32 protein-coding genes and 1 pseudogene are annotated in these 26,296 nt (G+C 65.2%); 17 read left to right on the forward strand and 16 right to left on the reverse strand.

From position 1 onward, the window contains the following. The first annotated feature begins 20 nt into the window (after positions 1-20). Positions 21-989 carry a quinone oxidoreductase family protein gene (locus C449_RS07225; protein WP_006077327.1) on the forward strand — a complete coding sequence of 323 codons (969 nt, stop codon included), beginning with the start codon at positions 21-23 and terminating at the stop codon, positions 987-989. A gap of 14 nt (positions 990-1,003) precedes the next feature. Here the strand turns inward: C449_RS07225 and C449_RS07230 are convergent, their stop codons facing one another. Together C449_RS07230 and folP are read right to left on the reverse strand one after the other, a co-directional pair. Beyond that, complete coding sequence (locus tag C449_RS07230; RefSeq protein WP_006077328.1) at positions 1,004-1,705, reverse strand: 6-hydroxymethylpterin diphosphokinase MptE-like protein; 702 nt, start codon at positions 1,703-1,705, stop codon at positions 1,004-1,006. 1 nt (position 1,706) lies between these two features. Beyond that, a complete protein-coding gene (gene folP / locus C449_RS07235) occupies positions 1,707-2,534 on the reverse strand; it encodes a dihydropteroate synthase (RefSeq protein ID WP_006077329.1) in 828 nt (275 codons plus the stop codon). 90 nt (positions 2,535-2,624) lie between these two features. On the opposite strand from folP, the gene C449_RS07240 reads away from it, so the two are divergent. The 3 genes from C449_RS07240 to C449_RS07250 are packed head-to-tail and all read left to right on the forward strand — an operon-like array spanning position 2,625 to position 4,939. Beyond that, positions 2,625-3,650 carry a M48 family metalloprotease gene (locus tag C449_RS07240; protein ID WP_241430090.1) on the forward strand — a complete coding sequence of 342 codons (1,026 nt, stop codon included), beginning with the start codon at positions 2,625-2,627 and terminating at the stop codon, positions 3,648-3,650. 57 nt (positions 3,651-3,707) lie between these two features. Next, on the forward strand, positions 3,708-4,205 hold the full coding sequence (locus tag C449_RS07245; RefSeq protein WP_006077331.1) for a hypothetical protein: 498 nt from the start codon (positions 3,708-3,710) through the stop codon (positions 4,203-4,205). Beyond that, the gene (locus C449_RS07250; protein WP_006077332.1) at positions 4,205-4,939 is read left to right on the forward strand and encodes an RNA methyltransferase; all 735 of its coding nucleotides are present in this window, start codon (positions 4,205-4,207) and stop codon (positions 4,937-4,939) included. Before C449_RS07245 ends, C449_RS07250 begins: the two co-directional genes overlap by 1 nt. 282 nt (positions 4,940-5,221) lie before the next feature. Here the strand turns inward: C449_RS07250 and C449_RS07255 are convergent, their stop codons facing one another. Genes C449_RS07255 through C449_RS07275 form a run of 5 tightly spaced genes read right to left on the reverse strand, consistent with a single transcriptional unit; the run spans position 5,222 to position 7,461 of the window. Beyond that, entirely contained in the window at positions 5,222-5,971 is a 750-nt protein-coding gene (locus tag C449_RS07255; RefSeq protein WP_006077333.1) for a proteasome assembly chaperone family protein, read from the reverse strand. A 3-nt stretch (positions 5,972-5,974) separates the two neighbouring features. Continuing rightward, the gene (locus C449_RS07260) at positions 5,975-6,157 is read right to left on the reverse strand and encodes an RNA-protein complex protein Nop10 (protein ID WP_006077334.1); all 183 of its coding nucleotides are present in this window, start codon (positions 6,155-6,157) and stop codon (positions 5,975-5,977) included. Between the two features lie 16 nt (positions 6,158-6,173). Then, a complete protein-coding gene (locus C449_RS07265; protein ID WP_006077335.1) occupies positions 6,174-6,974 on the reverse strand; it encodes a translation initiation factor IF-2 subunit alpha in 801 nt (266 codons plus the stop codon). Then, positions 6,971-7,177 (reverse strand): 30S ribosomal protein S27e, encoded by a 207-nt coding sequence (locus C449_RS07270; protein ID WP_006077336.1) that lies wholly within the window; start codon positions 7,175-7,177, stop codon positions 6,971-6,973. Before C449_RS07270 ends, C449_RS07265 begins: the two co-directional genes overlap by 4 nt. A gap of 2 nt (positions 7,178-7,179) precedes the next feature. Then, positions 7,180-7,461 (reverse strand): 50S ribosomal protein L44e, encoded by a 282-nt coding sequence (locus C449_RS07275; RefSeq protein WP_006077337.1) that lies wholly within the window; start codon positions 7,459-7,461, stop codon positions 7,180-7,182. A gap of 117 nt (positions 7,462-7,578) precedes the next feature. On the opposite strand from C449_RS07275, the gene C449_RS18460 reads away from it, so the two are divergent. The 3 genes from C449_RS18460 to C449_RS07285 all read left to right on the forward strand — a co-directional run bounded on the left by C449_RS18460 (position 7,579) and on the right by C449_RS07285 (position 8,978). After that, positions 7,579-7,686, forward strand: coding sequence for a C2H2-type zinc finger protein (locus tag C449_RS18460; RefSeq protein WP_193790582.1), 108 nt, complete (start codon positions 7,579-7,581; stop codon positions 7,684-7,686). Between the two features lie 60 nt (positions 7,687-7,746). Further along, entirely contained in the window at positions 7,747-8,013 is a 267-nt protein-coding gene (locus C449_RS07280; RefSeq protein WP_006077338.1) for an HAH_0734 family protein, read from the forward strand. Between the two features lie 332 nt (positions 8,014-8,345). Continuing rightward, positions 8,346-8,978 (forward strand): SDR family oxidoreductase, encoded by a 633-nt coding sequence (locus C449_RS07285; protein ID WP_006077339.1) that lies wholly within the window; start codon positions 8,346-8,348, stop codon positions 8,976-8,978. Between the two features lie 33 nt (positions 8,979-9,011). Here C449_RS07285 and C449_RS07290 read toward each other — a convergent pair whose 3' ends face one another. Continuing rightward, positions 9,012-9,461 (reverse strand): DUF5804 family protein, encoded by a 450-nt coding sequence (locus C449_RS07290; RefSeq protein ID WP_006077340.1) that lies wholly within the window; start codon positions 9,459-9,461, stop codon positions 9,012-9,014. 241 nt (positions 9,462-9,702) lie between these two features. On the opposite strand from C449_RS07290, the gene tbsP reads away from it, so the two are divergent. The 4 genes from tbsP (at position 9,703) to C449_RS07310 (ending at position 13,019) form a co-directional block, all read left to right on the forward strand. After that, a complete protein-coding gene (gene tbsP / locus C449_RS07295) occupies positions 9,703-10,539 on the forward strand; it encodes a transcriptional regulator TbsP (RefSeq protein ID WP_006077341.1) in 837 nt (278 codons plus the stop codon). A 134-nt stretch (positions 10,540-10,673) separates the two neighbouring features. Beyond that, complete coding sequence (locus C449_RS07300; protein ID WP_006077342.1) at positions 10,674-11,189, forward strand: hypothetical protein; 516 nt, start codon at positions 10,674-10,676, stop codon at positions 11,187-11,189. Between the two features lie 99 nt (positions 11,190-11,288). Continuing rightward, entirely contained in the window at positions 11,289-12,416 is a 1,128-nt protein-coding gene (locus C449_RS07305; protein WP_006077343.1) for an acyl-CoA dehydrogenase family protein, read from the forward strand. Positions 12,417-12,467: 51 nt separating this feature from the next. Continuing rightward, positions 12,468-13,019 (forward strand): HAD family hydrolase, encoded by a 552-nt coding sequence (locus C449_RS07310; RefSeq protein WP_006077344.1) that lies wholly within the window; start codon positions 12,468-12,470, stop codon positions 13,017-13,019. On the opposite strand, the gene C449_RS07315 is transcribed toward C449_RS07310, so the two are convergent. From C449_RS07315 to psmA, 4 genes are all read right to left on the reverse strand, one after another. After that, positions 13,013-13,261 carry a DUF5822 domain-containing protein gene (locus tag C449_RS07315; RefSeq protein WP_006077345.1) on the reverse strand — a complete coding sequence of 83 codons (249 nt, stop codon included), beginning with the start codon at positions 13,259-13,261 and terminating at the stop codon, positions 13,013-13,015. The two genes, C449_RS07310 and C449_RS07315, sit on opposite strands and share 7 nt — an antisense overlap. Positions 13,262-13,374: 113 nt before the next feature. Beyond that, entirely contained in the window at positions 13,375-14,409 is a 1,035-nt protein-coding gene (locus tag C449_RS07320) for an LLM class flavin-dependent oxidoreductase (RefSeq protein ID WP_006077346.1), read from the reverse strand. 80 nt (positions 14,410-14,489) lie between these two features. Beyond that, positions 14,490-15,188, reverse strand: a complete 699-nt coding sequence (psmB, locus tag C449_RS07325; RefSeq protein ID WP_006077347.1) for an archaeal proteasome endopeptidase complex subunit beta — start codon at positions 15,186-15,188, stop codon at positions 14,490-14,492. Continuing rightward, positions 15,181-15,918 carry an archaeal proteasome endopeptidase complex subunit alpha gene (gene psmA, locus C449_RS07330; protein WP_006077348.1) on the reverse strand — a complete coding sequence of 246 codons (738 nt, stop codon included), beginning with the start codon at positions 15,916-15,918 and terminating at the stop codon, positions 15,181-15,183. The genes psmB and psmA overlap by 8 nt, the downstream gene beginning before the upstream one ends. A gap of 241 nt (positions 15,919-16,159) precedes the next feature. Between psmA and C449_RS07335 the strand changes: the two are divergent. Then, positions 16,160-17,188 (forward strand): annotated as a pseudogene (locus tag C449_RS07335) (aldo/keto reductase). A 117-nt stretch (positions 17,189-17,305) separates the two neighbouring features. After that, on the forward strand, positions 17,306-18,121 hold the full coding sequence (gene panB, locus C449_RS07340) for a 3-methyl-2-oxobutanoate hydroxymethyltransferase (protein ID WP_006077349.1): 816 nt from the start codon (positions 17,306-17,308) through the stop codon (positions 18,119-18,121). A 243-nt stretch (positions 18,122-18,364) separates the two neighbouring features. Here the strand turns inward: panB and C449_RS07345 are convergent, their stop codons facing one another. From C449_RS07345 to dnaJ, 4 genes are all read right to left on the reverse strand, one after another. Continuing rightward, positions 18,365-19,336: a phosphoadenosine phosphosulfate reductase family protein gene (locus C449_RS07345; RefSeq protein WP_006077350.1), complete on the reverse strand. Its 972-nt coding sequence runs from the start codon at positions 19,334-19,336 to the stop codon at positions 18,365-18,367. 86 nt (positions 19,337-19,422) lie between these two features. Then, the gene (locus tag C449_RS07350; RefSeq protein WP_006077351.1) at positions 19,423-19,611 is read right to left on the reverse strand and encodes a DUF7333 family protein; all 189 of its coding nucleotides are present in this window, start codon (positions 19,609-19,611) and stop codon (positions 19,423-19,425) included. Positions 19,612-19,677: 66 nt separating this feature from the next. Continuing rightward, the gene (locus C449_RS07355; RefSeq protein WP_006077352.1) at positions 19,678-20,508 is read right to left on the reverse strand and encodes an aldo/keto reductase; all 831 of its coding nucleotides are present in this window, start codon (positions 20,506-20,508) and stop codon (positions 19,678-19,680) included. Positions 20,509-21,043: 535 nt separating this feature from the next. Continuing rightward, positions 21,044-22,234, reverse strand: a complete 1,191-nt coding sequence (dnaJ, locus tag C449_RS07360) for a molecular chaperone DnaJ (RefSeq protein ID WP_006077353.1) — start codon at positions 22,232-22,234, stop codon at positions 21,044-21,046. 120 nt (positions 22,235-22,354) lie between these two features. On the opposite strand from dnaJ, the gene C449_RS07365 reads away from it, so the two are divergent. The 4 genes from C449_RS07365 (at position 22,355) to C449_RS07375 (ending at position 26,119) form a co-directional block, all read left to right on the forward strand. Then, a complete protein-coding gene (locus C449_RS07365) occupies positions 22,355-23,038 on the forward strand; it encodes a helix-turn-helix domain-containing protein (protein WP_006077354.1) in 684 nt (227 codons plus the stop codon). An 82-nt stretch (positions 23,039-23,120) separates the two neighbouring features. Next, positions 23,121-24,491, forward strand: coding sequence for a geranylgeranyl reductase family protein (locus tag C449_RS07370; protein ID WP_006077355.1), 1,371 nt, complete (start codon positions 23,121-23,123; stop codon positions 24,489-24,491). Positions 24,492-24,800: 309 nt separating this feature from the next. Then, positions 24,801-24,947, forward strand: a complete 147-nt coding sequence (locus C449_RS18285; RefSeq protein ID WP_006077356.1) for a hypothetical protein — start codon at positions 24,801-24,803, stop codon at positions 24,945-24,947. A gap of 50 nt (positions 24,948-24,997) precedes the next feature. Then, on the forward strand, positions 24,998-26,119 hold the full coding sequence (locus C449_RS07375; protein ID WP_006077357.1) for a pyridoxal phosphate-dependent aminotransferase: 1,122 nt from the start codon (positions 24,998-25,000) through the stop codon (positions 26,117-26,119). Positions 26,120-26,296 lie beyond the last annotated feature (177 nt).

Raw genomic sequence — 26,296 nt, forward strand, 5'->3', positions numbered from 1 at the left:
TGGCGCGGGAAGAAACGGTGATGCAGGCCATCGAAGTCACCGAATTCGGCGGGCGTGACGTCATCGAGACGACCGACCGCGACGTGCCCGACCCAGGACCGGGCGAGGTCCGGATCGACGTCGCGGCGGCGGGCGTCAACTTCGCGGATATCATGCAGCGCCGCGGCCACTATCAGGGCGGGCCGAGTCCGCCCTACGTCCCTGGAATGGAGGCTGCCGGCACGATCGGCGCGGTCGGTGAGGGCGTCGATCGTGAGGTCGGCGAGCGCGTCGTCGCGATGACCGACGCGGGCTATGCCGAGTCCGTCACCGCCAGCGCTGCCGGACTGTTCGACGTGCCCGAATCGATGGAGTTCACGGAAGCCGCGGGCTTTCCGGTCCAGTTCCTGACTGCCCACAACACCCTGTTCGAGTGGGGCGGGCTGGAGGAGGGCGAGCGGGTGCTGATCCACGCGGCGGCAGGCGGCGTCGGGACCGCGGCGACCCAGCTCGCGAGCGAGGCTGGAGCCGAAGTCTTCGGGACTGCGAGCACCCAAGAGAAGCTCGACCTCGCCGAACGCCTCGGCGCGGATCATCCGATCAACTACACCGAGACCGACTTCGCCGAGGAAGTCAACGATCTCACCGACGGCGAGGGCGTCGATCTCGTGCTCGACGGCATCGGCGGCGACACCACCACGGAGAGCCTCGACTGTCTCACCCACTTCGGTCGGATGGTTTCATATGGCGCAGCGAGCGGCGAACCGGGCTATCCCGATACCAGCACGCTGCTGTTCAACAACTACACCGTCTACGGCTACCATCTCGGCCAGTCGATGCAGCGCGACCCCGAGCGCGTGCTGAGCGCCGTGCCGCGTCTCACCGAGTTGCTAACCGAGGGCGATCTCGAAGTGATCGTCGGCGAAACCTTCCCACTTGAAGACGCTGCCGCAGCACACGAGCATATCGAGAACCGCAAAAGCACCGGCAAGGTCGTTCTCGAACCCTAATCGCCGGTTCCTCGCTACTTGATCGGCAACGCTCCGATGTCGATCTCCTCACGTCGCCCATCGAGCACGGTGAATCGTTCGTCACGGTGGCGTTCGAGCCAGTACAGCAGCCGTTCGGCCCACGTGAGTTTCTGCTGCTTCATCGACCCGACCGAGTCGTCGTCGAAATCCCATCCAACGAATTTCAAGCTTTTCGCCCCGCAGTGATCGGCGAGGAAGGCCGCACGGTCGCCGTCGGTGAACCCACCGAAATTTCGGACTGCGCCGACGGGTGCGGCTTGGGTCGTCGCGAGTACGTTCGTCGCGTTGAGCGTCGAGACGACCTCTCGGACCAGCGGTTCGTTGTCGCCGTGGGCGTGGACCGCGACCGGCGTGCCGTGCTCGGTGAGGTCGCGTACCGTGTCGGGGTTCTTATCGAGGTCTGTTACCATACAGTCGACCCCGATACCGGCTTCACGGAGGCGGTCGGCCGCGGTCGAGGCGGCGAACACGGCCCCCTCCGAGAGTAGTTCGTCCGACAACGAGTCGAGATCGGTTTCGAGCGAGGGGCCAGCGCCGGCGATCACGACTGACTCGCCCGTGAGGTCGAGCCGATCGAGATCGAACGGCTCGGTGAAGCCGACGAGGATGTCTCGCACGCGCTCGTCGGCCGCGCGGTCGAACCCGAAGTCGTCGAGGATCGCTTCGTAGACCGGCTCCCACTCCTCGAACTGCATCTCAGGCCTCTGCCGGGACGCGTTCGCGCCGATCACCGAGCGCGTCGCCGATCAGGGCTGCATCCCGTGTTTCGGCCACATCGTGGGTCCGGATGACGTGTGCGCCGCGCTCGACTGCCAGCGCGGTCGCGGCGAGGCTGGCCGGGAGTCGGCCTTCCGTCTCACGATCGACGATCTCGCCGAGGAAGTTCTTCCGGTTGATCGAAACCAGCATCGGCCGGTCGAGATCGCGGAACTCGCCGAGTCGGCCGAATATCTCGCGGTCGTCCTCGAAGGTTTTCGCCTCGCTCCACCCGCCGAAGGCGGGATCGACGATCGTCTTCGCGGTGAGTTCGCGGTCGAGTGCGGCGTGGATCTCTTCAACGGTGGTGAGCGCGCCGGGACGTTCGAGGTCGGGTGGGCTCGCCATCTTCACCACCGCGGCGTCGCGCGCCTCGCAGACGCCGGCCATTTCGGGGTCGGCAAACCCGCAGACGTCGTTCACCATGTCGAAGCCCGCATCGAGCGCGGCCGCGGCGACCTCGTGATAGCGGGTCTCGATCGAGAACACCGCGTCGTCGCGGGCGCGCTCGATCGTTTCGAGCGCGGTGTCGAGTCGGTCGCGTTCCTCGTCGGCCGAAAGCACATCGAAGCGCTTGTTCGCGGATTCGAGGCCGACGTCGACGATGTCCGCCCCGTCGGCGATGAGGTCGTCGACGTACGCGGCCGCTTCGTCGGGATCGTCGAACACGCTCGGATCGTAGGGCGACTCGTCGCTGACGTTGAGCACGCCCATGATCCGTGGCGGGTGATCGTCGCCGATCGGGAGGCCGGCGGCGTCGACGGTCATGTGGGTTGGACGGCTTCGTCGTACAAAGCCGGCCCGGTCTGTGGTTTTCGGAACGATGGATGTATTCCGTCGGCCGATGACCACCCGACGATGGAGTGGACGAACGACTGGATGCTCCACGTTCGAATGGTCGTGGCCGTCGGGTCGCTCGCCGTCGTGGCAGCGGCGCTTGCCGGCGTGCTGTTCGTCGCGTTCTCGTGGCTGGCCGCCCTCGCCGCGCGGAACGGCTACCTTCCCGGTGGACTGACTGGGGTCGCCGGCGCGGGTGCGACGATCGTACTCGTCGTCGCTATCGTCGTCATCGAAGGGCGCTACGGCGACTCGCTCGTCCTCCGGAGCGTCGACGCGCGTGAACCGTCCCCCGAGGAGTTCCCCGATCTCCACCGTCTCGTCAATCGCGTTGCCCGCCAGGCAGACCTCCCGGTTCCGACCGTACTGGTGGCCGAGACGACCGCGCCACGGGCCTTCACGACCGGTTGCACCCGAAATGGGGCGACGCTCGTCGTCTCGACTGGACTGCTTGACGTGCTCGACGGAGACGAGCTGTCGGCGGTCGTCGCTCACGAACTCGCCCACGTCAAGAACCGCGATGTCGCGGTGATGATGGCGATGTCGTTGCCGCTGGTCGTCGCACAGACGCTGATGGACTGGGCGAGCAGCGGCTGGGAGGACCCGAATCACGAGAGCAGCTCGGTCGGTGGCATCGTCGGAGCCGTCATCTTCGCCGTCGCGGGGCTGTTCTGGGTTGTCGGCCGGGTGATGTTCCGTCTGCTCTCGCGATACCGTGAGCTCGCGGCCGACCGCGGCGCAGTCGCCATCACTGGCTCGCCGGCCGCGCTCGCGAGCGCGCTATCGACGCTCGACGAAGCGGCCACGGAAATCCCGACCACGGATGCCCGCACAAGCGCGAGTATCGCCGCCTTCTCGATCGTTCCGCCCGAACCGGTCGAAGCCGAGTCCCGAGAGCCGCTGATGCTCGGCCCGGAGGGCGATCGTGCGCCGTACCTCTACCGCGAAACACAGCCGCTCAGGGAGATCGCCGCACGAATCCTGCGAACCCACCCGGACACCGACGATCGGATCGCCCGGCTACAATCCCTCCAGCGGTCGTTGTAGCTGTCAGGCGGGTCCGCGACACGCGCGACTTTTAGGCGCGAGTCACTTTCTCGCGGTATGGGCAAGGTAAGTATCGGGCTGCGGGGCTGGCGGTTCGACGAGTCGGCGGTGTTCACCGACGACGGCGAAATCAAGCCGATCGACGCGATGGAGTACGAAACCCGCCAGCGCGTCGTCCGGCTCCGTCAAGTGATCGACTCGCCGTGTCACGCGTGCTGGCTGCTCCACGGCGACGAGAACCTCGATGCGTGCAACGAGGCCGCAGCGGTCTACGGCGAACCCCTGAGCGAGGTCGTGGTCTGTGAGACTCACGAACCCGACTTCCTCTACTGGTATCGCGAGGAGGGTGGAAACGAGCACCGCGGTGAGCCGGAGCTCCAGGACGCTTTCCACGAGTGGTTCCTCGACGGTGGCCGCGCGCCGGATGGGTACGGCGGTGTCGAACACGTCGACACCGATCCGACTGTCGTGCCGCACGTCTCGGGCACCACGTCGGCCGCCGAAGCCGAACGAGAGGCCAACGCGGTCGATCTCGACAGTCTCGACATCGACTGATGGGCGAGGTTTCCGTCGCCGTCGTCGATCCCCAGACGCCTGGAAATGTCGGGACGATCGCGCGGGCGATGAAGAACTTCGGGTTCAGTGATTTGAAACTGGTCGATCCGCCTGAACTCGACCCCGACGGCGAGGCGTACGGCTTCGCCGGCCACGCCCGCGAAGACGTCCTCCCGAACCACGACGTGGTGAGCTTCGAGTCGCTCGTCACCGATTTCTACACCATCGGCTTCACGGCAACCACGAACCGTGACGGACGCAAACACGTCCGGTATCCGTTCAGAACCCCGACCGAACTCCGCGACCATCTCGCCGGCCTCGACGCTGACGTGGCGCTGGTGTTCGGTCGCGAGAGTACGGGATTATCGAACGAGGAGATCGTGCGGATCGACGAGGTGTGTTCGATCCCTGCGAGCCCCGAGTACCCGGTTCTCAATCTCGGTCAGGCCGCGACGGTCGCGCTCTACGAACTCCGTGATCTGCATCTCGACGGGAGCCAACATCCCGGCAATCGACACGAACGCGCCGACGAGCGCGCGCTCGAAGGGCTCTACGACCAGTTCGACTCGTTTCTCGATGCGATCGACCACCCCGAGGAGAAGCACGCGAAGACCGGTCGCCTCATCCGGCGGCTGCTCGGTCGTGCCCACCCCACCGGCCGGGAGGTCACGACGCTTCGGGGTCTCTTCCGCCAGGCCGAAAGCCGGATCGAGCGCGCCCAAAACGACGACTGAGGTGGTTGCGGCTGCGGTGCGGTCGCGGTGCGTGCCTGGTGGATCGATGGCGAGGGTGCGAACGAAGTGAGCACCCGAGGGCTCGGGCGGTGCGGTTGCGGAGAGGATCAGTAGTCGTACCGCAAACGATCGCAAGGAGTGAGCGGGTGTTTTTGATCCACATTTTTGCGAGGGGTTGAGCGCGCCGGAGGCGCGCGATGTCGTTCGAGACGGCTTCGCCGTCTCGTGATGACGAAAAATCGCGTAGCGATTTCGAACCACCCCGAAGTAAAAAGGTGGTTCCTAGCCGATGTACCGAAGGTTGTCGTCGGTGGCCTGCTGGCCGCCCTCCATCTGTTGGATCTTCTGGACGACCTCCTCCATCTCGTCGGCACGTTCTTCGAGCGAGTCGAATTCGACTTCGAACCCGATGGCTGCTTCGAGGACTTCGAGCACCGCGCGCGCGCTCTTGGGATCGACGAGATAGCCGCTGGTCTCTCCCATCAGACAGGCTGCGTCGAGGTCGCGGCGCTCGCCGAGGCCGAGGAGCAGGCCGGAGACGCCGACGATGCCGCCGGCGGGCTGGTCCTCGCGGAACTCGACGCCTGCGGTTTCGAGCTCGTCGATGACGCCGTCGTCGGTCGCGGCTCCGATGACGTCGTACTCGTCGATCAGCTCGCCCGTCGGAACGCCGCCGAGCGCGAAGACTCGATCGACCCCGAGTTCGGTCGCGATGTCGAGAACGCGGTCGGTCAGGCGGTAGTGGCCGGTGGATTCCTGGGGCTGGTGATCGCCCGTGAGGACGAGGAGATCTTGGTCATCGGCCTCCACTGCGTGGAGTTCGGCGCAGGCGAGTTTCGCGCGGCCGTCCTCGACGTTGACCTGGGGCGGAAAGTGCTCGGAGTAGAGCCGGCGAATCGGCTCGCTTTCGAACTCTTCGAGGAGGTGTTCGGCGGCGAGCTTGCCGACGTGGCCCACGCCCGGAAGTCCCTCGATTAACACCGGGTCGGAGAGCGACGGCTCCGCGAGCGTTTCGACGGCGAATTCGTCCATGGACTATTCCGACTCGCGGCGCTTAAGAGCACGTCGGTACTCGCCGTGAGGGTCCTCGGGGTTGTAGGGGGCTGGTGCGCTGTTGACCGCCGGGCCGCCACACTCGGGACAGGTTTCGGCGAACGTGTACACCGGGCGGTCGTGGGTCGAACGCCACGCCTCGCACACGAGAATAGCGGATTTCATGCGGTCGGTTGTCGCGTTATTCGTCGTCGCTGCGGCGTTCGCGGTGGAACTCCGCGGTGCCGCCGCGATCGGTGATGGCAGTCGACGCGCGCTCGGCGCTGGCTTCGAGCTGGCTCTCGGCGGTCTTGTAGTCGGGAGCCTGCACCCGAATGCGGTACTCGGGCGCGCCGACGTAGGTCACCTCGAGTTCGATCTCCTCGGGTACCTCGCCGTTGCCCTCGGCGGCGTCGAGTGCCTCTCGGACGATGTCGACGCCGGCGCTCTCGGCGCAGGTGAGGTCGACGTAGCCGCTGACGGTCACGTACGGGACCGAGACGTTCTCGCGGGCGGTTTCGACGATGGCGTCGATCTCGTCGTCGTCGAGATCGGTTCCGTCGAGCGCTTCGGTGCCGTGGATGGCCGCCTCCTCGAAGCCTGCGTACAGCGAGCCGAACTCCGCGAGGAAGGCGTTCGCGACCGTGGCGTACTGCTCGTCGGCGATGTCCTCGCCGAACGCGATCGCCATCCAGTTGTCGGCCTTCCGTTCGGCCTTCCAGTCCTGGATCGTCTCCGAGCGCTGGTGGTCGTTGACGTCCTTGAGCGAGAGATCGATCTGCTGGGACGACTCGTCGACGTCGAGCACTTTCGCCACCACGGTCTGATCGAGGCTCACGTGGTCGCGGACGTTCTTGATCCAACCCGAGGCGACCTCCGAGACGTGGACGAGACCGCGTTTGTCCTCGTACTCCGAGAGGGTGACGAACACGCCGAAATCGGCGATCTCGTCGACCTTTCCGACGACCAGATCACCCGGATCGGGCCACCCGCTGTAGTTCATGTCCCAGTGTCCGCGAGCTCGCCGTCGGCGTCGCGGCGCTCGACGGTCTCGATCACCTCACCCTCGAAGGTCGCGTCGCCGCCGGTCGATCGGGCGAGCGTCGTGCCACAGACCGCACACGCCACCGTGCTCGCGGCCTTGCCGAAGACGATCTGTTCGTTCTCACAGTCCGGACACTGGACGGCGTAGAAGTTCCCCGCCATGATTACTCCTGGAACTCCACGCGGCCGGCGCGCCATCCTTCGCGGAGGTGAGCGTTGCCGCAGTCGCTGCACCGGTACTTGAGGTTGGTCTTCTTCGTGGGTTTGTCGCCACCGGGGACCTTCGAGAACTTCCCGGTGTTGCCGATGACTGCGGTGGCGCGTTCGCGCTGGCGATCGGTCCACTTCATCCCGGTCTCGCGACCGCTGCGGACCTTCTCGACTTCGTGTTCGTGGTGGGCGTTGCAGTGCGGGCAGTACGTGTTGAACCGACGTGGTATCTGCATGGTTGCTGGATGGCGGTAGCGCGCCGGGGGGTAAAACCCGTTTGGTCTTCCGCGCACGGGCACGCCTTTCGATCGCAAGTGAAAACGGTTCCTCGCTCCCCGGCGGATCCCGGATCGATGAGTTCGGATCTGCACGACTGCCGAGTCTGTTCGGCGACGTTCGAGACCGAAGAGGAGCTCAACGACCACATGGAGGCAGAGCACAGCGAACAGGGGATGGTCTGACTGCGCCACCCCGGCGACGCGCTCCGAAGCGCTTAGGTTCCCGTCGGGCGACCTCCCGGCATGAAGCGGCTCATCATCGAGGGCGATCCCGGCGTCCGGAAGGGCGGGATCATCGAACACGACGGCGAGGAACTGGTCTGTTTCGGTATCTCCCGCCAGGGTGAGTGGCACGGCCCGAGCCAGGTTCAGCTGTGGTGTACGGTCGGTACCGAAGACGAGACCGAGGACTTCGAGCGCCGAAACTTCATCCCGATGCATCTCGACGTCGAGGCGGTCGACGCCAGCGACGTCACGGTCACACAGCGCAAGGGCGAACTCACCGTCTAGAGCCCACTTTTTTACTGCGGGGGGTCGCGCTCGCTTCGCTCGCTTGACCCCCACTTGCAAAAACCTGGACTAAAGACACCCGCTCACTCCTTGCGATCGTTCGCGGTGAACCGCGCTCGCTTCGCTCGCACGGATGCGACCCCTCACCGCGACCGCTCCACACCGCAACCGCACCGCAGAAGCCCTCGCTCCCTCACTTCGTTCGGTTGCTCGCCCTTCATCCGCCAGGTCTGCACCGCCACCGCCACCACACCGCTACCCCCTGCACCTCCACCTTCGATCTGCCGAGGCCGGACGATTTACCAGCGTTCGGGCCGAACCCACACCCGCTCATGAACGTACTCGTCGCCGGCGCACACGGCAAGGTCGGCCAACAGATCATGGACGTTCTCGATCGAAGCGATCACGATGCCACAGCGATGGTCCGCACCGACTCCTACGCATCCGATCTGGAGGAATACGACGCCGAAACCGTCGTCGCGGACCTCACGGAGGACGTCTCCCACGCGGTCGAGGGCCACGATGCGATCGTCTTCGCCGCTGGATCGAGCGGCGAGGACGTCGAGGGCGTCGACCGGGACGGCGCAATCGGGATGATCGAAGCGGCCGAGGAGCACGGCGTCGGTCGGTTCGTGATGTTGAGCGCGATGAACGCCGACGACCCCGAATCGAGTCCCGACGCACTCGAAGACTACCTGATCGCCAAGCAGAAAGCCGACGAGCGGCTCCAGGCGAGCGACCTCACCTACACGATCGTCAGGCCCGGTGCGCTGACCGACGAGTCGGCCACCGGCGAGATCCGAGCGGCCACAAAACTCGATCGGGGCGAAATCACCCGTGCGGACGTCGCCCGAACGCTGGTGGCGGCGCTCGATATCGAAGAGACGTACGGGAAGACCTTCGAGATTCTCGCGGGCGACGAATCGATCGAGGCGGCGCTCGAACATCCCACGGAAAAGGAGTAGCGCGGTCTCGAACTCTCACCGATCCTCGCTGTCTCAGCCGCCGAACTCCTCGTTCGTGATCCGGACAACGAGCGTATCGTCGACCTCCTGGAGGTCGTACTCCGGGAGACCGTTCGTGCGGACGACGTACATCGGTTCGACGAGTTCGTCGTCGCTCACGCCGTAGATCTTACAGTTCTCTCCGGTTTCGTCGGGAGCGGTCCGTTCGTCCCGTACTGCCGTCGCGAGATCGCGCGAGAGCCACTCCGTCTCGCTGATCGAAGGTTCGAGCACGAGCGCATCGCTTGCGAAGCGGACAAGATACCAGTTGAGATCGTTGAGCAGCGACACCGCCGCGCCGAGGCTCACTGTTCGGAGCGCGAGCGTGTTCGCGTAGGGTTCGTGCAGGTCGTACGTCGAAAGCGCCTCGCGAGCGGTCTCACGGGAGAGTAGTTCGTAGCGCACCGCCACATCCGGCGCACCGACGATACAGACCTGGGTCACGCGAGAGCGCAGGTCCGGCCAGCCTAAAGCCGTTTCGTCGGCGGATTCGCGGCGTACTGGCCGTGCCCTTCCGATCGGGACGGTAGCCACACCCCGAATCACCGCTCGCCGAGGAACCGCTCGGCGGTGCGGCCGAACAGGTCGTGAAGCGTCGTCACTCGTCCATACTATTCCATAGATGACAGTAGTCTAGGTGTCTAGCCCATTTTGTTACGTATCTCGACCTCGTTGTGGTATCTACATGAGCCTCACAACGGACGAGGATCTGATCGAACAAAACGTATCGGCCGTCTGTCGAGCGGTGCTCGACGACGCGACGGAAACCGTTCTCGCGATGGGGTTCTCGGCTGATGGGGTCGAGGAACTCCTCGACGTGCTCGGCGACCACGACGACCCACCGGCCGTCCGACTCCTCGTGACCGAACCGGTGCTCAAGACGGTCACGAGCGACTTCACCGTGGCGGGCACCGCAGCGGATCTCGTCACGGCGGACGTACTCTCCCTCCGCACGACCGAGGGCCGACTCGACGGCCCGCTGTTGTGTACTGACGAGGCGATCGTCTCCGTCGTTGCGGCCGACGGTCGAGCCGCCGGGCTCGTCACGCGCGACGAGGAGTTCGTCGCGACCGCGCGGAGCCAGTACACCGAGCGGTGGGAGGCGGCCGACGCGTTCAGGCTCCGGACACCGCCGCTCGACCGCGTCCGCGAAACGCTCGACGACGAGTTCGGCCCCGATCTCCGGGCGGATTTCGAACGGATGCGCACCGCACTCGGTGAGGAACGCGGGACGAGCGACGTCGACGAGGTGGTGATCAGTCTGCTCGCCGCGGCGAAAAACGAGCAACTCCTCTACGACATCAGCACGTGGGGTGAGAACACTGGACTCGCCAGCCGGGCCACGTTCTCGCGCAAGAAGGCCACGCTCGAAGAGCACGGCCTGATCGATACCGAGAAGGTGCCGATCGATGTCGGACGGCCGCGTCTGCGCCTCCTTCTCGGCGACGAACGCCTCCACGAAGCCGATACCGACGAGCTCGTCGGCGTCGCTCAGAGCATGCTCTCGACGGCCAGCTCGTAGTCCGTTCGTCTCCCCTCGAATCGCTCCGATCGAGCGCACGAACGTCGGGATCGGACGACGCGAACGTACCGCCACGTCCGGGATCCGATCGGTTCGAACCGGATCATTATATCCTCGGCGCGCCAAGTCGAGCTATGGCCAAATACTCGACCGGAGACGATTCGGGCGGCGGGGGGAGCTGTGAGCTCTGTGGTGCGACCGATCCGGACCTGACGACCGCGACGGTCGCGGGCGCAGAGCTCGATCTCTGTCCGAACTGTCTCGATCACGGCGAGACCGACGATCGCGGCGGGGCGAAGCGCGATCCCGACCGCAGCACCGACCGCGATACCGAGCGCGACCGCCGGCAACGTGCGGCCCGGAACACGGCGAAACTCACCGATCGGAGCGGCGACTCCTCGCGGTGGGAGCGCGAGGGGACCAACTACGACCGCGATCAGCTCCCCTACCTCGTCTCGGGATACGGCGAGCGAGTGGAACGCGCACGCGAGGACGCCGACCTCACCGTCGACGATCTCGCCGACGATCTCGATATCGCCACCGACGACCTCCAGGCGGTTGAGGAGGGTCGTGCGGCACGGGCCGACGTCGGCGGATCGCTCATCAGCGCGCTCGAAGATCACCTCGACGTGACGCTCGCCGACGAGTGAACCGGTAGCGGCGGCATCGACGAGCAGTTTCGACGGAACGCTGGCGAGCCAGTCACCACGGAGCGGGTAATTTTTGCCTGTCGCCGCCGTCCAGCGGGCATGGATCTCACCGACGAACAGCGCGCGATTCGGGACCTCGTCCGGGAGTTCGCCCGCGAGGAGATCAGGCCGGGGGCCGAGCGGGCCGACCGTGACGAAGAGTTCCCCGAGGACGCGTGGGACGGACTCGCCGACCTCGATCTGACCGGGCTCACCGTTCCGGAGGAGTACGGCGGGTTCGACGCCGACACCTTCACCTACAGTCTGGTGAACGAGGAGCTCGCGGGCGGGATGTTGGCGGTGGCGACTGCCCTCTCAGTTCACTGTCTCGCCACATCCTGCATCGCGGAGTTCGGCGACGAAGACCAGCGCGAGCGATGGCTCCCCGAGATGGTCGATGGCCGACCCGTCGGCGCGTTCGCGCTCTCGGAGCCCCACGCCGGCTCGAACCCCGCCGCGATGACGACCGAAGCGCGTCGCGAGGGTGACGAATACGTGATCAACGGAACCAAGCAGTGGATCACGAACGGCGAGCGCGCTGGCGTGGTGATCCTGTTCGCACGGACCGACCGCGACGACCGCGGCTCGATCACGCAGTTCGTCGTCCCGAAAGACACTGAGGGTCTCTCGGTCGGCCCCACGGAGGACAAACTCGGCCTGCGCGCGAGCGACACCACCAGTCTCGAGTTCGACGACGCCCGGATTCCTGCCGAAAACCGACTGACTGAGGAGGGACGCGGTCTCTCGGCGGCGCTCTCGATCCTCACCGGTGGGCGGGTCGCGATCGCCTCGCAAGCCGTCGGCCTCGCCCAGCACGCCCTCGACGAATCGCTTTCGTACGCCGACGAACGCGAGCAGTTCGGCAGCGCGATCGGCGATATCCAGACGATCCAGCACAAGCTCGCGGAGATGCGCACGAAGACTCAGGCTGCACGGCTCCTGACCCGCGACGCCGCACGGCGCGCGGACGCTGGCGAGAGCTATCGCGAGGCCGCGAGCATGGCGAAATATTTCGCGGGCGAGACCGCCGTCGAGGTCGCAAACGAGGCGATCCAGATCCACGGCGGCTACGGCTACACCACGGAGGGCGGCGTCGAGCGGCTCTACCGCGACGCCAAGATCACCACGATCTACGAGGGAACGAGCGAGATCCAGAAGAACGTGATCGCACGCGAACTCCGCGACTGATCCATCCATGTGGATCGAAGCCGACTTCTCCCGGTCGCTGTTTTTCCGGGTATGACTGTCACTATCCCTGACGATGTGGAGGCCGTCGTCTACGATCTCGACGGGACGCTCGTGCGTCTCGCGGTCGACTGGGACGCTGCTGCGGCGGACGCCGCCGCCGCGCTCGACGGCCGAGGGATCGACACCGACGGGATGGACCTCTGGCGGATGCTCGAACGTGCCGACGACCTCGGCCACCGCGACGCGATCGAGGACGCGATCGCCGCCCACGAGCGCGAGGGCGCACGTCGCTCGGAGCGACTGGCGTTCGCCGACGAGATGGTGACCGACCGCCCCGTAGGAATCTGCTCGCTGAACTGCGAGGCCGCCTGCCGGATCGCACTCGATACTCATGGACTCGCCGAGCACGTCGCCTGCGTCGTCGGCCGGGACACCGTCGCAACGTTCAAACCCGACCCCGAATCATTGCTCGCCGCGGTCGAGCGGCTCGATGCGACACCCGAGCGGACGCTATTTATCGGTGATTCCGAAGGTGACGCCGAAACCGCCGATCGGGCGGGAACGCGATTTTCGTACGTCGGCGACGGACCGACGACCTACTGATCCGCCGGCTCCTCGGTCGTCCGACGTGCGTAGCCGTAGACCGCTACTGCGACGAGCACCCAGACGACCGCACCGACCCGGACCGCAAAAGAGAGACGCGCGTTCCACGTGTCGAGCGGCGTGCCGAATGAGAGGACGGCCACGACGGGCGCGCCCACCGCGATCGTGAGCACGAACGTGGTCTGCATGACCCAGCCGTAATCCACCCCCTCGGGGTCGGTGGTCTCGACGAGCTCCGGCACGAATCGACGTTCGCACGCGCGGCGATAAGCCTTTCTCGCCAGATCGCCGATTCGTCGGTCTGATAGTGCTGCACGCGCAGCCTCTGTCCCTCGGGAACGAGCGGTGTGAACCGCTATCGTGGAGTGAGATCGAACGCGTCGGCGAGCAGGTCGTGTGATTCCAGGACGTTGTCGGGGTCGGCGATCTGGTTCTGGATCACGACCTCGTCGACACCGACCTGGTCGGTCATCGTCTCCAGCAGTTCCCGCACCGTCGACGGACTGCCCGAGATCTGGCGGGGCCACTCGCCGGGTTCGATCGGGGTCGGCGTCGGCTCGGGCACCCGCCCGAGTTCTTCAATCGCCTTGTCGGCCGACCGGATCGGCGGCTTGTCGAGCTCGCCGCGCTGGAGTCGCTGTCGGGACGCTTCGGCGGTCGCGCGTCGCCGGGCTGCTTCCTCGTCCGTTGCGGCACAGGTGACGTTCACCGCGAGCGCTCCCGTCGGTTCCTCCGGCCCGGCTCCATACTGGGAGGGTTCGAACCGGTCGCGATAGGTCTCGAACGCGCTGACCGCGGGGCCGGGTCTGATGAACGACGCGAAACAGTACCGCAGTCCCAACTCGCCCGCGATGGCGGCACTCGACGGGCTCGATCCCAGCACCCACACGTCGGGAACGCTGTCACGCGAACGGGCGATCGAGAGGTCGTCGAACGGATGCTCGTCGTCGAACCCGTCGTAGAGGTGGGCCGCGACCTCGTCGATCTTCTCGGCGTGGTCGTCGCTCCGGCGCTGCTGGCTCCGATCTTCCTGCAACGCGCGATCGCTGACGGGGTTCCCCGTTGCTCGCCCGAGTCCCAGATCGATACGGTCGGGTGCGAGCGCGTCGAGCACGCCGAACGATTCCGCTACCTTGTACGGGCTGTAATGGTTGAGCAGCACCGTTCCGGAGCCCACCCGGATCTCGTCGGTTTTCGCGGCGATGTGGGGAATGAGCACCTCGGGCGTGGTGCTCGCGAGCCGGTCGGTGAAATCGTGGTGTTCGGCCACCCAGAAGCGCGAGTAGCCGAGTGCTTCGGCGTGCTGGGCGCGCTCGACGGTGTTCACGAACGCCTCGGTTGCCGTGCCATCCTCCGGTATCGGTGCGAGATCGACGATCGAGAGATCCATTCGTGGTGGTCACTCCGGTGTCGGACGGTCGGTTTCGTCACAGGATCCTGCGAGCGCGACGATCGTAAACGACGGGACGATCACAGGGCGCTTTCGACGCTCTCGTAGGTGTCGATCGTGACACCATCGGCGGTGATCGTCGCGAGCGTGAGTCCGTTGCCGCTGGCGGTATCGCGCTCGGTCGCGCTCTGGACGGCACGGGCTGCGATGGTTTCGGCGTCGTCGACGCTCATCCCCTCGTCGTACTCCTGTTCGAGTACCCCGAGAGCGAACGGCGATCCCGACCCGCTCACGGCGTAGTCCTCCGCCATCACGCTGCCGCCGGGGCCGATGCTATAGACGTGGCTGCCGTCGTCGTCGACGCCGCCGAGCACCGGTTGGACGATGTGAAAGTTCCCGCTCCGCAGGAGGTTCGCAGTGAGGTTCGCGAGCGCTTCCAGACTCATTCCCGTATCGCGACGGGTTTCGTAGAGGCGAACCTCTGCTTGCAGCGAGTTCACGAGCGACTGGGCCGCGCTCACGCTGCCGGCGATGGTGAGCGCCGCCGTCGGATGGACTTCGAGAACTTTCCGGGCATCTTTGCTTGCCACCATGTTCCCGGCGCTCGCGCGCATGTCTGCGGCGAGAACGACGCCGCCCTCGGCCGTCAGGCCGACGGTCGTCGTTCCCGTTTTGAGCTCTTCCCCGTTGCCCGTTCCCTTGGACGGAACGCCAAACTCGGAGGCAGTGGCGTTCGCCTCGATATCGGTCCCCCGTACTGGGTGACTGTCGTCATTCATCGTCGTCCTCGAAATCGATTTCGTCGAGATGCGCTTCGATCTCGTCGTCGTCGAGCGTTCGGTACTGCTCGGTTTCGACGTCGATCGTCGCAATCGTCACCTCGCTCGGCTCGAACGCGTCCCGCACCGACGCGAGCGCCCGGAGCGCCGTGTCGATGCCCCCGTCGAGGTCCGCATCCGCACGGTAGTTCGTTTCGAGGCTGTCGTGGATCGCCTCGCGGTCGGCACCGACGGCGCTCGCCGCCCACTCGGTCGCGGTGCCGGACGGGTCGGTCTCGAAGAGCCGTGGTTCGCCGTCCTCGACGCCCGCGATGAGCAACGAGACGCCGAACGGCCGCGCGCCCCCAGTTTGGGTGTACTCCTGGATGTGATCGGTGACGGCTCCCGCGAGCGTTTCGACGCCGATCGGTTCGCCGTAGCGTAGCCGGTCGACCTGTGCTTGCTGGCGGGCGAAGTCGGTCAACTGTCTCGCGTCGGCGACGTGGCCCGCCGAGCCGACGGCAATGTGATCGTCGACCTTGTGCAGTTTCTCGATGCTCGATTGCTCCATCAGCGGCGACCGAACCCGTTGCTCGGCGACGAGAACGACGCCGTCTTCGGTTCGAACCCCGAGGCTCGGACTGCCCCGCTCGACTGCCTCGCGGGCGTACTCGACCTGATACAGCCGGCCGTCCGGCGAGAAGATCGTGGTTCCGCGGTCGTAGGCTTGCTGCTGGTTTTGTCCTTGCATGACGTGATAGCGCTCCGCTCGAATTCACCAGAGGTTAGTGATTTCTATATATAAATGAACCGGTCGAGGCGGATCTGTCGATACGGTCGTCTGTGACCACAGAAGTGGCCGTTCAACGGTTCTTGCGCCGTCGATTGGATGGTTCGGGTGGAGACTCGAAACCAGCTACATAGCGACTCGGCTTCAGGCAAATACCGAGCGTGGTTCAGCGAGTATCCGACCGGCCGTCGTAGCGGTCGGGGTGGAGTACACGACACTCGGCGATACGGGGATGACCGTGAGCAAGATCTGCCTCGGCTGTATGAGCTTCGGCGGCTCCGGCGGCGGCGAGATGTTCGACTGGACCGTCGACGAGGAGCAAGCCACCGAGGTCATCGATCGTGCGATCGAACTCGGGATCAACTTCTTCGACATCATCAGAACGCGAAGCGTTCTGATTAGCTGTCAGACGTAGTCTGACAACACCGCGAACGTCTACTCCGACGGGGAATCCGAGCGCATCCTCGGCAACGCCCTCGGAGAGTACGACCGTGACGAACAAGTGGTCGCCACGAAGGTCTGGGGCCAGATGCGCGACGACGACCCGAACTCGGGTGGTCTCTCGCGGAAGACGATCGATCAAGAGCTAGAGAACAGCCTTGATAGATTGGGAATGGACACAGTAGACCTCTATCAGATTCATCGCTGGGATCCCGAGACGCCGATCGAGAGGACTCTCGAAGCGCTCGACGACGCCGTTCGGCGGGGAAAGACTCGATATTTGGGCGCGAGTTCGATGTGGGCCCACCAGTTCGCCGAGGCGCTGCACACGAGCGATCGGTTGGGACTCGATCGGTTCGTGACGATGCAGAATCACTACAACCTCGTTTATCGCGAGGAAGAGCGAGAGATGCTGCCACTCTCTCGAACGGAGAACGTCGGCGTCATCCCGTGGTCGCCGTTCGCGGGTGGCTATCTCGCCCGCCCCCACGAGGAGGCCGACGAGATGCGCGAGATGACTGCGGATCGATACGACACCCTACAGAGCAGAGAAATCAACGAGCGCGTCCAGGAGATCGCCGACGAGAAGGGTGCCAGCATGAGCCAGATCGGGCTGGCGTGGTTGCTCCACAAAGACGGCGTGACCGCACCGATCTACGGCACGTCGAGCGTCGAGCACTTAGAGGACGCGGTCGAGGCGGTCGAGGCGGTCGAGCTCGATCTCTCGGATAGCGACATCGAGTACCTCGAAGAGCCGTACGAGCCGATGGCCGTTCTCGGCCACGAGTAGCGGGCTGCCACGGCGAGACCGTCCCGAGAGACGGCACCCTCCACAGAAACGCCGATTCTCGGCTGCTCGCGGTGCGGATTCGGAGCCGTTTACTCCCGTCACGTGTGACGGTCGCCCATGCCGACGACTGTGCGGGAGTTCCGCGTGCGGGCCGATGGTGAGGCACCACTCACGATGTTGACTGCCTACGACGCGCCGACGGCGGCGGCCTGCGAGGCTGCGGGTGTCGACGCGATCCTCGTCGGCGACAGCATGGGCAACGCCGCGCTCGGGTACGACTCGACGCTGCCCGTCACCGTCGAGGAGGTCGCGAGCCGGACCGGCGCGGTCGCGCGTGCCACCGACGAACCGCTCGTGATCGCCGACATGCCCTTTCTCAGTTTCGGTGTCAACGAAGCGGAGAGCCTCAAGAACGCCGGCCGAATGCTGAAAGAGGAGGGCGCACACGCGGTCAAAATCGAGAGCGGGTCGCATACTGTGGGGTTGACCGAACGGCTCGCTGCGGTCGGGATTCCGGTGATGGCTCATCTCGGTCTCACTCCGCAGAAGGTCAACCAGCTTGGATACAGTCGCCAGGGTACGTCTCGGGAGGCCGCGAACGAGATCGCCGCGCTCGCACGCGAGCACGAGGACGCGGGTGCGTTCGCGCTCGTACTCGAACACGTCCCGGCGAACCTTGCGACTCAGGTCACGGAGGACCTCTCGATCCCCACCATCGGGATCGGGGCCGGGCCCGACTGTGACGGCCAGGTGCTCGTCGCCAACGACGTGCTCGGATTGGACGATCAACAGCCGCCCTTCGCCGAGGCGTTTGGCGACGTCCGTGGCGAGATGGAAAAAGCGGTGTCGGGTTACGTCGAAGCGGTCGAGGACGGTGAGTTCCCGGCCGAGGAACACAGTCACGTCGAGTCGGATTTGGACGACCTCTACTGAGGCGGCCAGCGGCGGCCGCCGAGCGGTTGCGGTGCTGTGCCTGGCGGATGAAGGGCGAACGAGCGAAGCGAGTGAGGGCTTCGGCGGTGCTGTGCGGTTGTGGAAAGCGCCAGTGGTCGTATCGCGAGCGAACGAGTAAAGCGAGTGAGCGAGCGGGTCGAGGAGTGACCGTAGGGAACGACGAGACTTTTGGTGGAGATTTTGCAAGCGAGCGGTCGAAGGCCGCGAGCGTAGCAAAAGGTCCTACATGTAGCCGAGGTCGCGCAGGCGCTCCATCAGGTCCTCTTTGTCCTGGGCGCGGCCTGCGCGCTCGGTCGTGCCTTCGAGGTCCTGGAGCCACGCCGGATCCTCGTCGGACTTTTCGGTACTCACTTCGCTACCGAGCGACCGGAAGCCAGCGAAGTACTTCGGGCTGATCGGGATATCCTCGTTGGTGAGGCCGTTCGGAAGGTCGTCGGCGCTCTGGGGGACGTAGCCCTCGTCGGGGTACTCCGCAACGGTCTCGGGCACCGCGAAGTTCCAGAAGGCGTCCCAGACGTCGCGCTCGGCGAAGTGGAGGATCGGCTGGATGCGGTCGTGGGGCGGGAAGAGGTCGGGATCGTGGCGCGGGCTGAAGAAGGTCTCGTCGGCGCGGGCCTCCTGTTCGTCCCAGCGAACGCCCGAGATGACGCCGTCGACACCGTACTCCTCGAGGGCGTCGTTGAGCGCCACGGTTTTCAGGAGGTGATTGCCGACGTAGGTGTCGAGCAGGAACGGGAACGTGTCTTCCTCGTATTCGAGGATGTTCCGGACGTGGTGCTGGTTGTGCTCGGAGAGGTCCTCGATGGGGATGTCGTCACCAGGTTCGAGTCCGTGCTCGTCGACGTACTCGCCGACGTCCTCGTTGCGCGCGTAGCGCACCTCGAGGTCCCACTCGTCGGCCCACTTCTCGACGAAGTCGTGGATCTCGTCGAAGTGCTGGTAGTGGTCGATGAAGATCGCGGGCGGCACGTCGAGATCGAAGCGCTCGGCGACCTCCTTGATGAAGTACAGCGTGAGCGTCGAGTCCTTCCCGCCGGTCCACATCACCGCGGGGTTCTCGTACTGTTCGAGGCCGCGCTTGGTGACCTCGATCGCCTTCTCGAGTTTGTCTTCGATACTCGGGTAATCCTCGGGGTCTTCGCCCTCGCCGTCGGTGTAGTCGACGTCGAGGTAGTCGGGAAACTCGTCGGACATTTCGTAATGAGATATAATTACCGGCGTAAAAGTCCTTGTGGCTTCGGTTCGGTGTGCTGCGTGCGCTCACACCGCGCGCCCGTCCGCTAGCGGTTCATCGCTCGGTACTTACCGTGCTGGACCCCGACGAACAGCGTCAGGAGGCCGAACACGAACAGGCCGCCGAGCACCATCATGATCGTACTCGTCGTCATCGGGCTCATGAACGTCCCGATGGCGATGACGGCGAACAGCACGACGAAGACGCCAGCGGTCTTCGGGAGATCGAACTCCATGTCCTTCCTTCGAGTGCCGCGAGAATAAGCGTTCGTAAACCGGTCGCCCGCCGCCGATCGTGGGTGTTACCAGGGCGCGAAGTCGGGGTCGACCTGCCGTTCTTTCCTGTCGATCCCGTCGATCGTTGCGATGTCCTCGTCGTCGAGGTCGACCGCGAGCGAGTTCCAGTTGTCCTCGATGTGGTCTTTCCCTGTGGCTTTCGGGATCGTCGTCACGCCCTTCTCGCGAAGCCACGCGAGGCTGATCTGGGCCGCGCTGGCGTCGTGTTTCTCGGCGATGTCGGTGAGTTCGTCGACCTCGAAGACTTCGCCGCGTGCGAGCGGCGAGTATGCCACGAGTTCGATGTCGTGGTCGTCGCAGTAGCTTCGGAGCTCGTCCTGTGGGAGCAGCGGATGGCACTCGACCTGGTTCGCGAAGATCGGCTCGTCGAGCACCTCGCTAGCGGTGTCGAGATGCTCGGGCTCGAAGTTCGAGACGCCGATCCGGTCGATCGCACCGCGGTCTTTCAGCTCGGCGAACGCCGGCAGGGTGTCCTCGGCGTCGTATTCGTCGGCCGGCCAGTGGGCGTAGAGCAGGTCGACAGACTCCACGTCGAGCTCGTCGAGGCTCTCGGTCGTGCTGTGGATCACGTCGTCGTAGCTCAGGTTCTCGGTCCAGACCTTCGTCGCGAGGAAGACATCCTTACGCGGGACATCCGCCCCCTCGATCCCCTCGCCGACGCTCTCCTCGTTGCCGTACGCCTGGGCGGTGTCGATGTGTCGATACCCCATCTCCAGGGCGGTTCGGACGCTTTCGACGCACTGTTCGGGGTCCTCGTTCTGCCACGTGCCGAGGCCCAGCATCGGCATCTCGTCGGCGCGCGGGACGCTCTCGGGACGAAGTTGCTCTTGAGACATACACCGAGTGAAAGGGCTGGCGACCGAAAAGCCGTTCGGGAACCGGAGAAACGGGCTGACTTTGTGGCGGTTGCGGGACGGCGGCGGTGGCGGTGCGGTAGCGGTTCCTGGCGTCCTGCGGTCGCGGAGCGACCGCAGGGCTCAGGAGAGCGTCGCTCTCCTGGCGGATGACGGGCGAGGACGCGAGCGTCGGGCGGCGCTTACTACGTTCACGCCGCCAAGCGAACGAGGAGCGAAGCGACCCGTGAGTTGTGAGCGAGCGCCTGAGGGCTTTGGCGGCGCTGTGCGGTCCTGGTGGATCGAGGGCGAGGCCCGCTCTGCGGGCCGAGGGCTCGGGCGGTGCTGTGCGGTTGTGGGGGTAACTAGTGGTTGTACCGCGAGCGAACGAAGTGAGCGAGCGGGTGTTTTTGATCCACATTTTCGCGAGGGGTTGAGCGCCGCGAGGCGGCGGAGCCGCCTCGGCCCGTGCGAGCGGGCGAAGCCCGCGAGCAGACGACCGAAGGGAGCGCGAACCCCCGAAGTAAAAAGGTGGGTCCTAGAGCGAACTCTTGATCTTCTCGAAGAACCCTTCTGAAACCTCGACTTCCTCGCCGCCGGCCTCGGCGAACGCTTCGAGCGCCTCGCGCTGTTCGTCGTTCATCTCCTCGGGCGTCACGATCTGTACCTCCACGAAGAGGTCGCCGTTGCCACGTCGGCGCAGCCGGGGCATCCCCTTTCCTTCGAGCCGGAACGTCTCGCCGCTTTGGGTGGCCGACGGGATGTCCATTTCGACGCTGCCATCGAGAGTGGGTACCTCGACGGTGGTGCCGAAAGTTGCCTGTGGGAACGAGATCGCGGCCCGGTGGGCGAGATCGTCGCCGTCGCGGTCGAAGTCGGGATGCTTGCGGATACTGATCTCGATCAGGAGATCGCCGTTGGGGCCACCGTTCTCGCCGGGTGCACCCTCACGCTCCATCCGGAGGCTCTGACCGTCTCGAATCCCAGGCGGAACTTCGACAGACAGGGTGGCCTCGTTGCGAATCTGGCCGTCGCCGGTACACGTCGAACAGGTTTCGCTGTAGAGGGTCCCCTCGCCCTCACATCGGCGACAGGTCTGGGTTTGCTGGACCCGTCCGAGGGGAGTTTGCTGGACCTGCGTGGTCTGGCCGCGCCCCTCACACTCGGGACAGGTCTCGGTGTCGGCGCTGTCGGGGTGGCCCGATCCACCGCAGTCGTGGCAGGTCTCGGGTCGCGCGACCGTGAACTGCTTTTCGACACCCTCGTAGGCCTCTTCGAGTTCGATCGCGAGATCGGTCCGGAGGTCGGGGCCCTGGCGCGGACCGCTTCGGCCGCCCCCGCCGCCCGCACCACCGCCGAAGAACTGCTCGAAGATGTCGCCGAGACCGCCGCCTCCGCCACCCATCCCACCCGCGCCGCCCATGCCGCCGAACGGATCGCCACCCATGCCGCCCATCCCGCCCGCGCCACCCGCACCGCCGCCGTCGAACCCGCCGCGCTTTTCCGCCTGCTCGAAGCGCTCGTGCCCCATCTGGTCGTAGGCCTGGCGCTTCTGGTCGTCGGTCAACACTTCTTTTGCCTGCTTTGCCTGCTTGAACTTCTCGTCGGCGTTCGGGTCGTCGGAGACGTCGGGATGGTACTCGGCGGCTTTCTTCCGATAGGCCTGCTTGATCTCGTCGTCGCTCGCGTCGCGGGAGACGCCGAGCACCGAATAGAAGTCCTCGCTCATTGGGTTGAACAGGAGTAATGGATTGAGACACTTGAAAAGAACGGGTTCGGCCGGTGCCACGAATCGGACGGACGACCCACCCGAACAGCTATTGCAAGCCGTGTACTTATGATTTCACGAATGAGTACCATCTCCGAACTCTCGATCGGGGCGTCCGCGTTCGCGCTCGGCGAGACCCTCGAAGCGATCCCCGAGGCGACGTTCGACATCGAGCGCGTCGTCGCCCACGAAGCCGAGCGCGTCATGCCGTTCGTGTGGGCGACCGCCCCCGATCGCGACGCACTCGAAGCTGCTTTCGCCGACGATTCGAGTGTAGCCAACGTCGAACGCCTCTCGGATCTCGACGACGAGTGGCTCTATCGAATGGAGTGGGTCTCGCAAGTCCAGTTCGTCGTCCACGCGATCACCGAGGAGGGCGCGACGATCCTGAATGCACAGACAGAGACCGGGCGCTGGCAGCTCCGCGTGCTGTTTCCCGACCGTGACGCACTCTCACGAACCTACTCCTTCTGCGAGGAGCACGATCTCGACATCGACATCGAGACGATCTACGAGATGGACAACGAGCGCCACGGACGGTTCGGGCTGACCGACGACCAATCCGCGACGCTGACCGAGGCGTTCGAGCACGGGTTCTACGAGGTACCTCGGGGAATCTCGGTCGCTGATCTCGCCGACGAACTCGATATCTCCCATCAGGCGCTCTCCGAACGGTTCCGCCGTGCGCACGGCACGCTCATCGAGAACTCCCTCGTCATCGGTCGCGAGCGCGACGACGAATCGCGGGCTGCGCCCGAGATGTAGCCCTCATCTCCCGAGCCACGTTGGCGACGAGTGCCGCGAGAGACGACCGTTTTTTATAATCCGACGGATAACGGAAGGGACAATGACAGCCGAACAGTACGACGTCGTGGTCGTCGGGGCCGGGACCGCCGGCGCGTTCGCCGCTGCGACCGCTGCACGAGAGGGGGTCTCGACCGTGATCGTCGAGCGCAAGTCCGCGGACGACGTCGGCGACATCGCCTGCGGCGACGCGATCAAGGGGACCAGCACGTTTCCCGATGTGATGGATCTCGACTATCTCCGCGAGGAATCGTTCACCAACGACCAGGTCACGAAAGCTCGTTTCGAGAACCCACAGACCGACGACCATATCGACGTCCCGCTTCCCGGCAACGGCGCGGTCGTCGATCGGAAACGCTACGGCGAGGTGATCGTCGAGGAGACCGAACGCGCCGGTGCAGAGCTCCACTGCGACACCGTCGTCAAGGACGTCATTCAGGAAGACGGCCGTGTGAGAGGCGTCGAGACGGTCCGGAAGGGCAACTCGACGACCTACGAGGCCGACGTGGTGATCGACGCTGCGGGCTCGCTCTCCCTCCTCCAAGACAAAGTGGACTTCGAGGGAACGACGTTCGACACCAACGTCAACTACTCGCAGTTCTGTTCTGCCTACCGCGAGGTCGTCGAGGTCGATTCACCTGTGGACTGGGACGACTCGCTCGTGTTCAAACCCACCGAGGAGCTCGGCTATCTCTGGTACTTCCCCCGAACCAGCACCGAGATCAACGCCGGGCTGGGGTTCCAGATGAACAAATCGCCGATGGAACTGGTCGAGGTCCTGAAAGACGATCTTCGACAGCGCCCGGAGTTCGAGAACGCGACGGTCAAGAGCAAGCTCGGGGCCGCGCTCCCGACCCGTCGGCCGTACGATTCGGCGGTCGCGCCGGGGTTCATGGCGGTCGGCGACGCCGCAGCCCACGTCAACCCCACCACCGGTGGCGGGATTCCCGGTGCGGCGAAGGCCGGCCATTGGGCCGCGAAGAAGGCTGTCGAGGCCGTCTCGTCGGGTGACGCGAGCGAACAGCAGCTCTGGGAGTACAACTACAAGGTGATGCGCGACTTCGGCAAGCGCTTCGCTGCGATGGACATCTACAACATCTTCGGCGGCGCGAACGACGTCGACGATCTCGTGAGCATTCTGACCTCGATGCCGAGCCAGCAGATCATCGACGCGCTCGGCAAGGAGGGTACCGCCTCGATGGGGATCGGTCTCAAACTCAAGACCATCCTCAAGACCCACGGCCACTGGGAGACGCTGTACGATCTCTACAAGGCCCAGGGCAAGGCCGCCGAGGTCAAGGAACTCTACGACGACTACCCCTCCTCGCCGAGCGAGTTCGACGCGTGGCAGACAGCCCGTGACAGCCTCATGGACGAGGTGTACGAGCTTACCGGCGCTGACCCCAAGTACTAACCTCCCACTTTTTTACAGAGGGTCCTCCCTCGCGCCTCCGGCGCTCGGTCGAACCCCCTCCAAAAACCTGGACTAAAAATACCCGCTCGCTCACTTCGTTCACTCGCGGTGGAACTGCTGGTACGTTCCGCGACTGCACCGCTCTGCAACCGCGCAGCACCGCCCGAGCCCTCGGCACTCCCTGCGGTCGTGCCTTCGCCCTCGATCCACCGAGGCCCGCACCGCCACCGCTCCGCAACCGCTACCGCAGCCGCTGCCGCACTCGCCGGCGACAAGCAGACACAAGTATCGCAGGAAGCTACCGTGTCCATGACCGATACGGATGACGCCGTCGAGACGTTCCTGGACCAGGCTGACTCGGTGTTCGAGGACTACGAGAACGGCTACGTCGACCCCGACGCCGCCCTTTCGACGCTCGAACACCACGTCGAGACGCTCCGCGAGGAAACCGACTGACCTCACGCGAAACACGAACAGTTATCGGACTCGACGCCGCGCGTCGAATCATGGCGAACTTTTCCGACCGAGTGGATCGGATCTCGATCAGCGGGATCCGCGAGGTGTTCGAGGCGGCGGGCGGCGACGCGATCAATCTCGGCCTCGGCCAGCCCGACTTCCCGACGCCCGAGCACGTCCGCCAGGCGGCGGTCGACGCCATCGAGAGCGGCGCGACCGACGGTTACACCTCGAACGCGGGGACTGACGGCCTCTGCGAGGCGATCAGCGAGAAACACGCCCGCGACAACGCCTTCGACGTCGGCCCCGATCAGGTGATCGCGACTGCGGGTGGGAGCGAGGCGCTCCACCTCGCGATGGAGGCCCACGTGAGCGCTGGCGAGGAGGTCATCTTCCCCGACCCCGGGTTCGTCGCCTACAATGCCCTCACCCACCTCGCTGGCGGGGTCCCGAACCCGATCGAACTCCGCGACGACCTCACGATGAGTCCCGAGACAGTGGAAGCGGCCATCACCGACGACACCGCGGCGTTCGTGGTGAACAGTCCCGCGAACCCGACTGGTGCGGTCCAGAGCGAAGAAGACATGCGGGAGTTCGCACGAATCGCCGACGAGCACGACGTGCTCTGTATCTCCGACGAGGTGTACGAACACATCGTCTTCGACGGCAGCCACTACTCGCCGATGGACTTCGCCGAGTCGGACAACGTCGTGGTGGTGAACGCGTGTTCGAAGGCGTACTCGATGACGGGCTGGCGGCTCGGCTGGATCGCCGGCTCCGACCGCCGGATCGACCGAATGCTCCGAGTCCACCAGTACGTCCAGGCCTGCGCGAGCGCGCCCGCCCAGTACGCCGCCGAGGCCGCCCTTTCCGGCCCGCAGGATCGCGTCCACGAGATGGTCGACGCCTTCGAGGAGCGCCGCGACGTGCTGCTCGACGGTCTCGCCGACGCCGGCCTCGACACCCCGACTCCGCAGGGCGCGTTCTACGCCATGCCCGAGGCCCCCGAGGGCTGGGTCGACGAGTGTCTCGATCGCGGGGTGGTCGTCGTGCCCGGCGAAGCGTTCGGCGACGGCGGCGATGGCTACGCCCGGATCTCCTACGCCGCCGGTATCGAGGACTTGAAAGACGCACTCGAAATCATGAACGACGCCGCAAGCGCGGTTCGCTGACGTCGCTAACGCCTCTTTCGCGAGCGCTGCTTTCCACGAAATATCGTAATCGATAGTGGTTGATACATCATAATATATTCATTCACATTCGGGTTATTCTCTGTGTGATTGTTGGTCGAGCGGACCGAACGACGACGGACCGGAGCGACCGAGACCGATTGTGGATCGAAAACATCG

Origin of the sequence: Halococcus saccharolyticus DSM 5350 (assembly GCF_000336915.1) — an archaeon.
Lineage (GTDB): Archaea > Halobacteriota > Halobacteria > Halobacteriales > Halococcaceae > Halococcus > Halococcus saccharolyticus.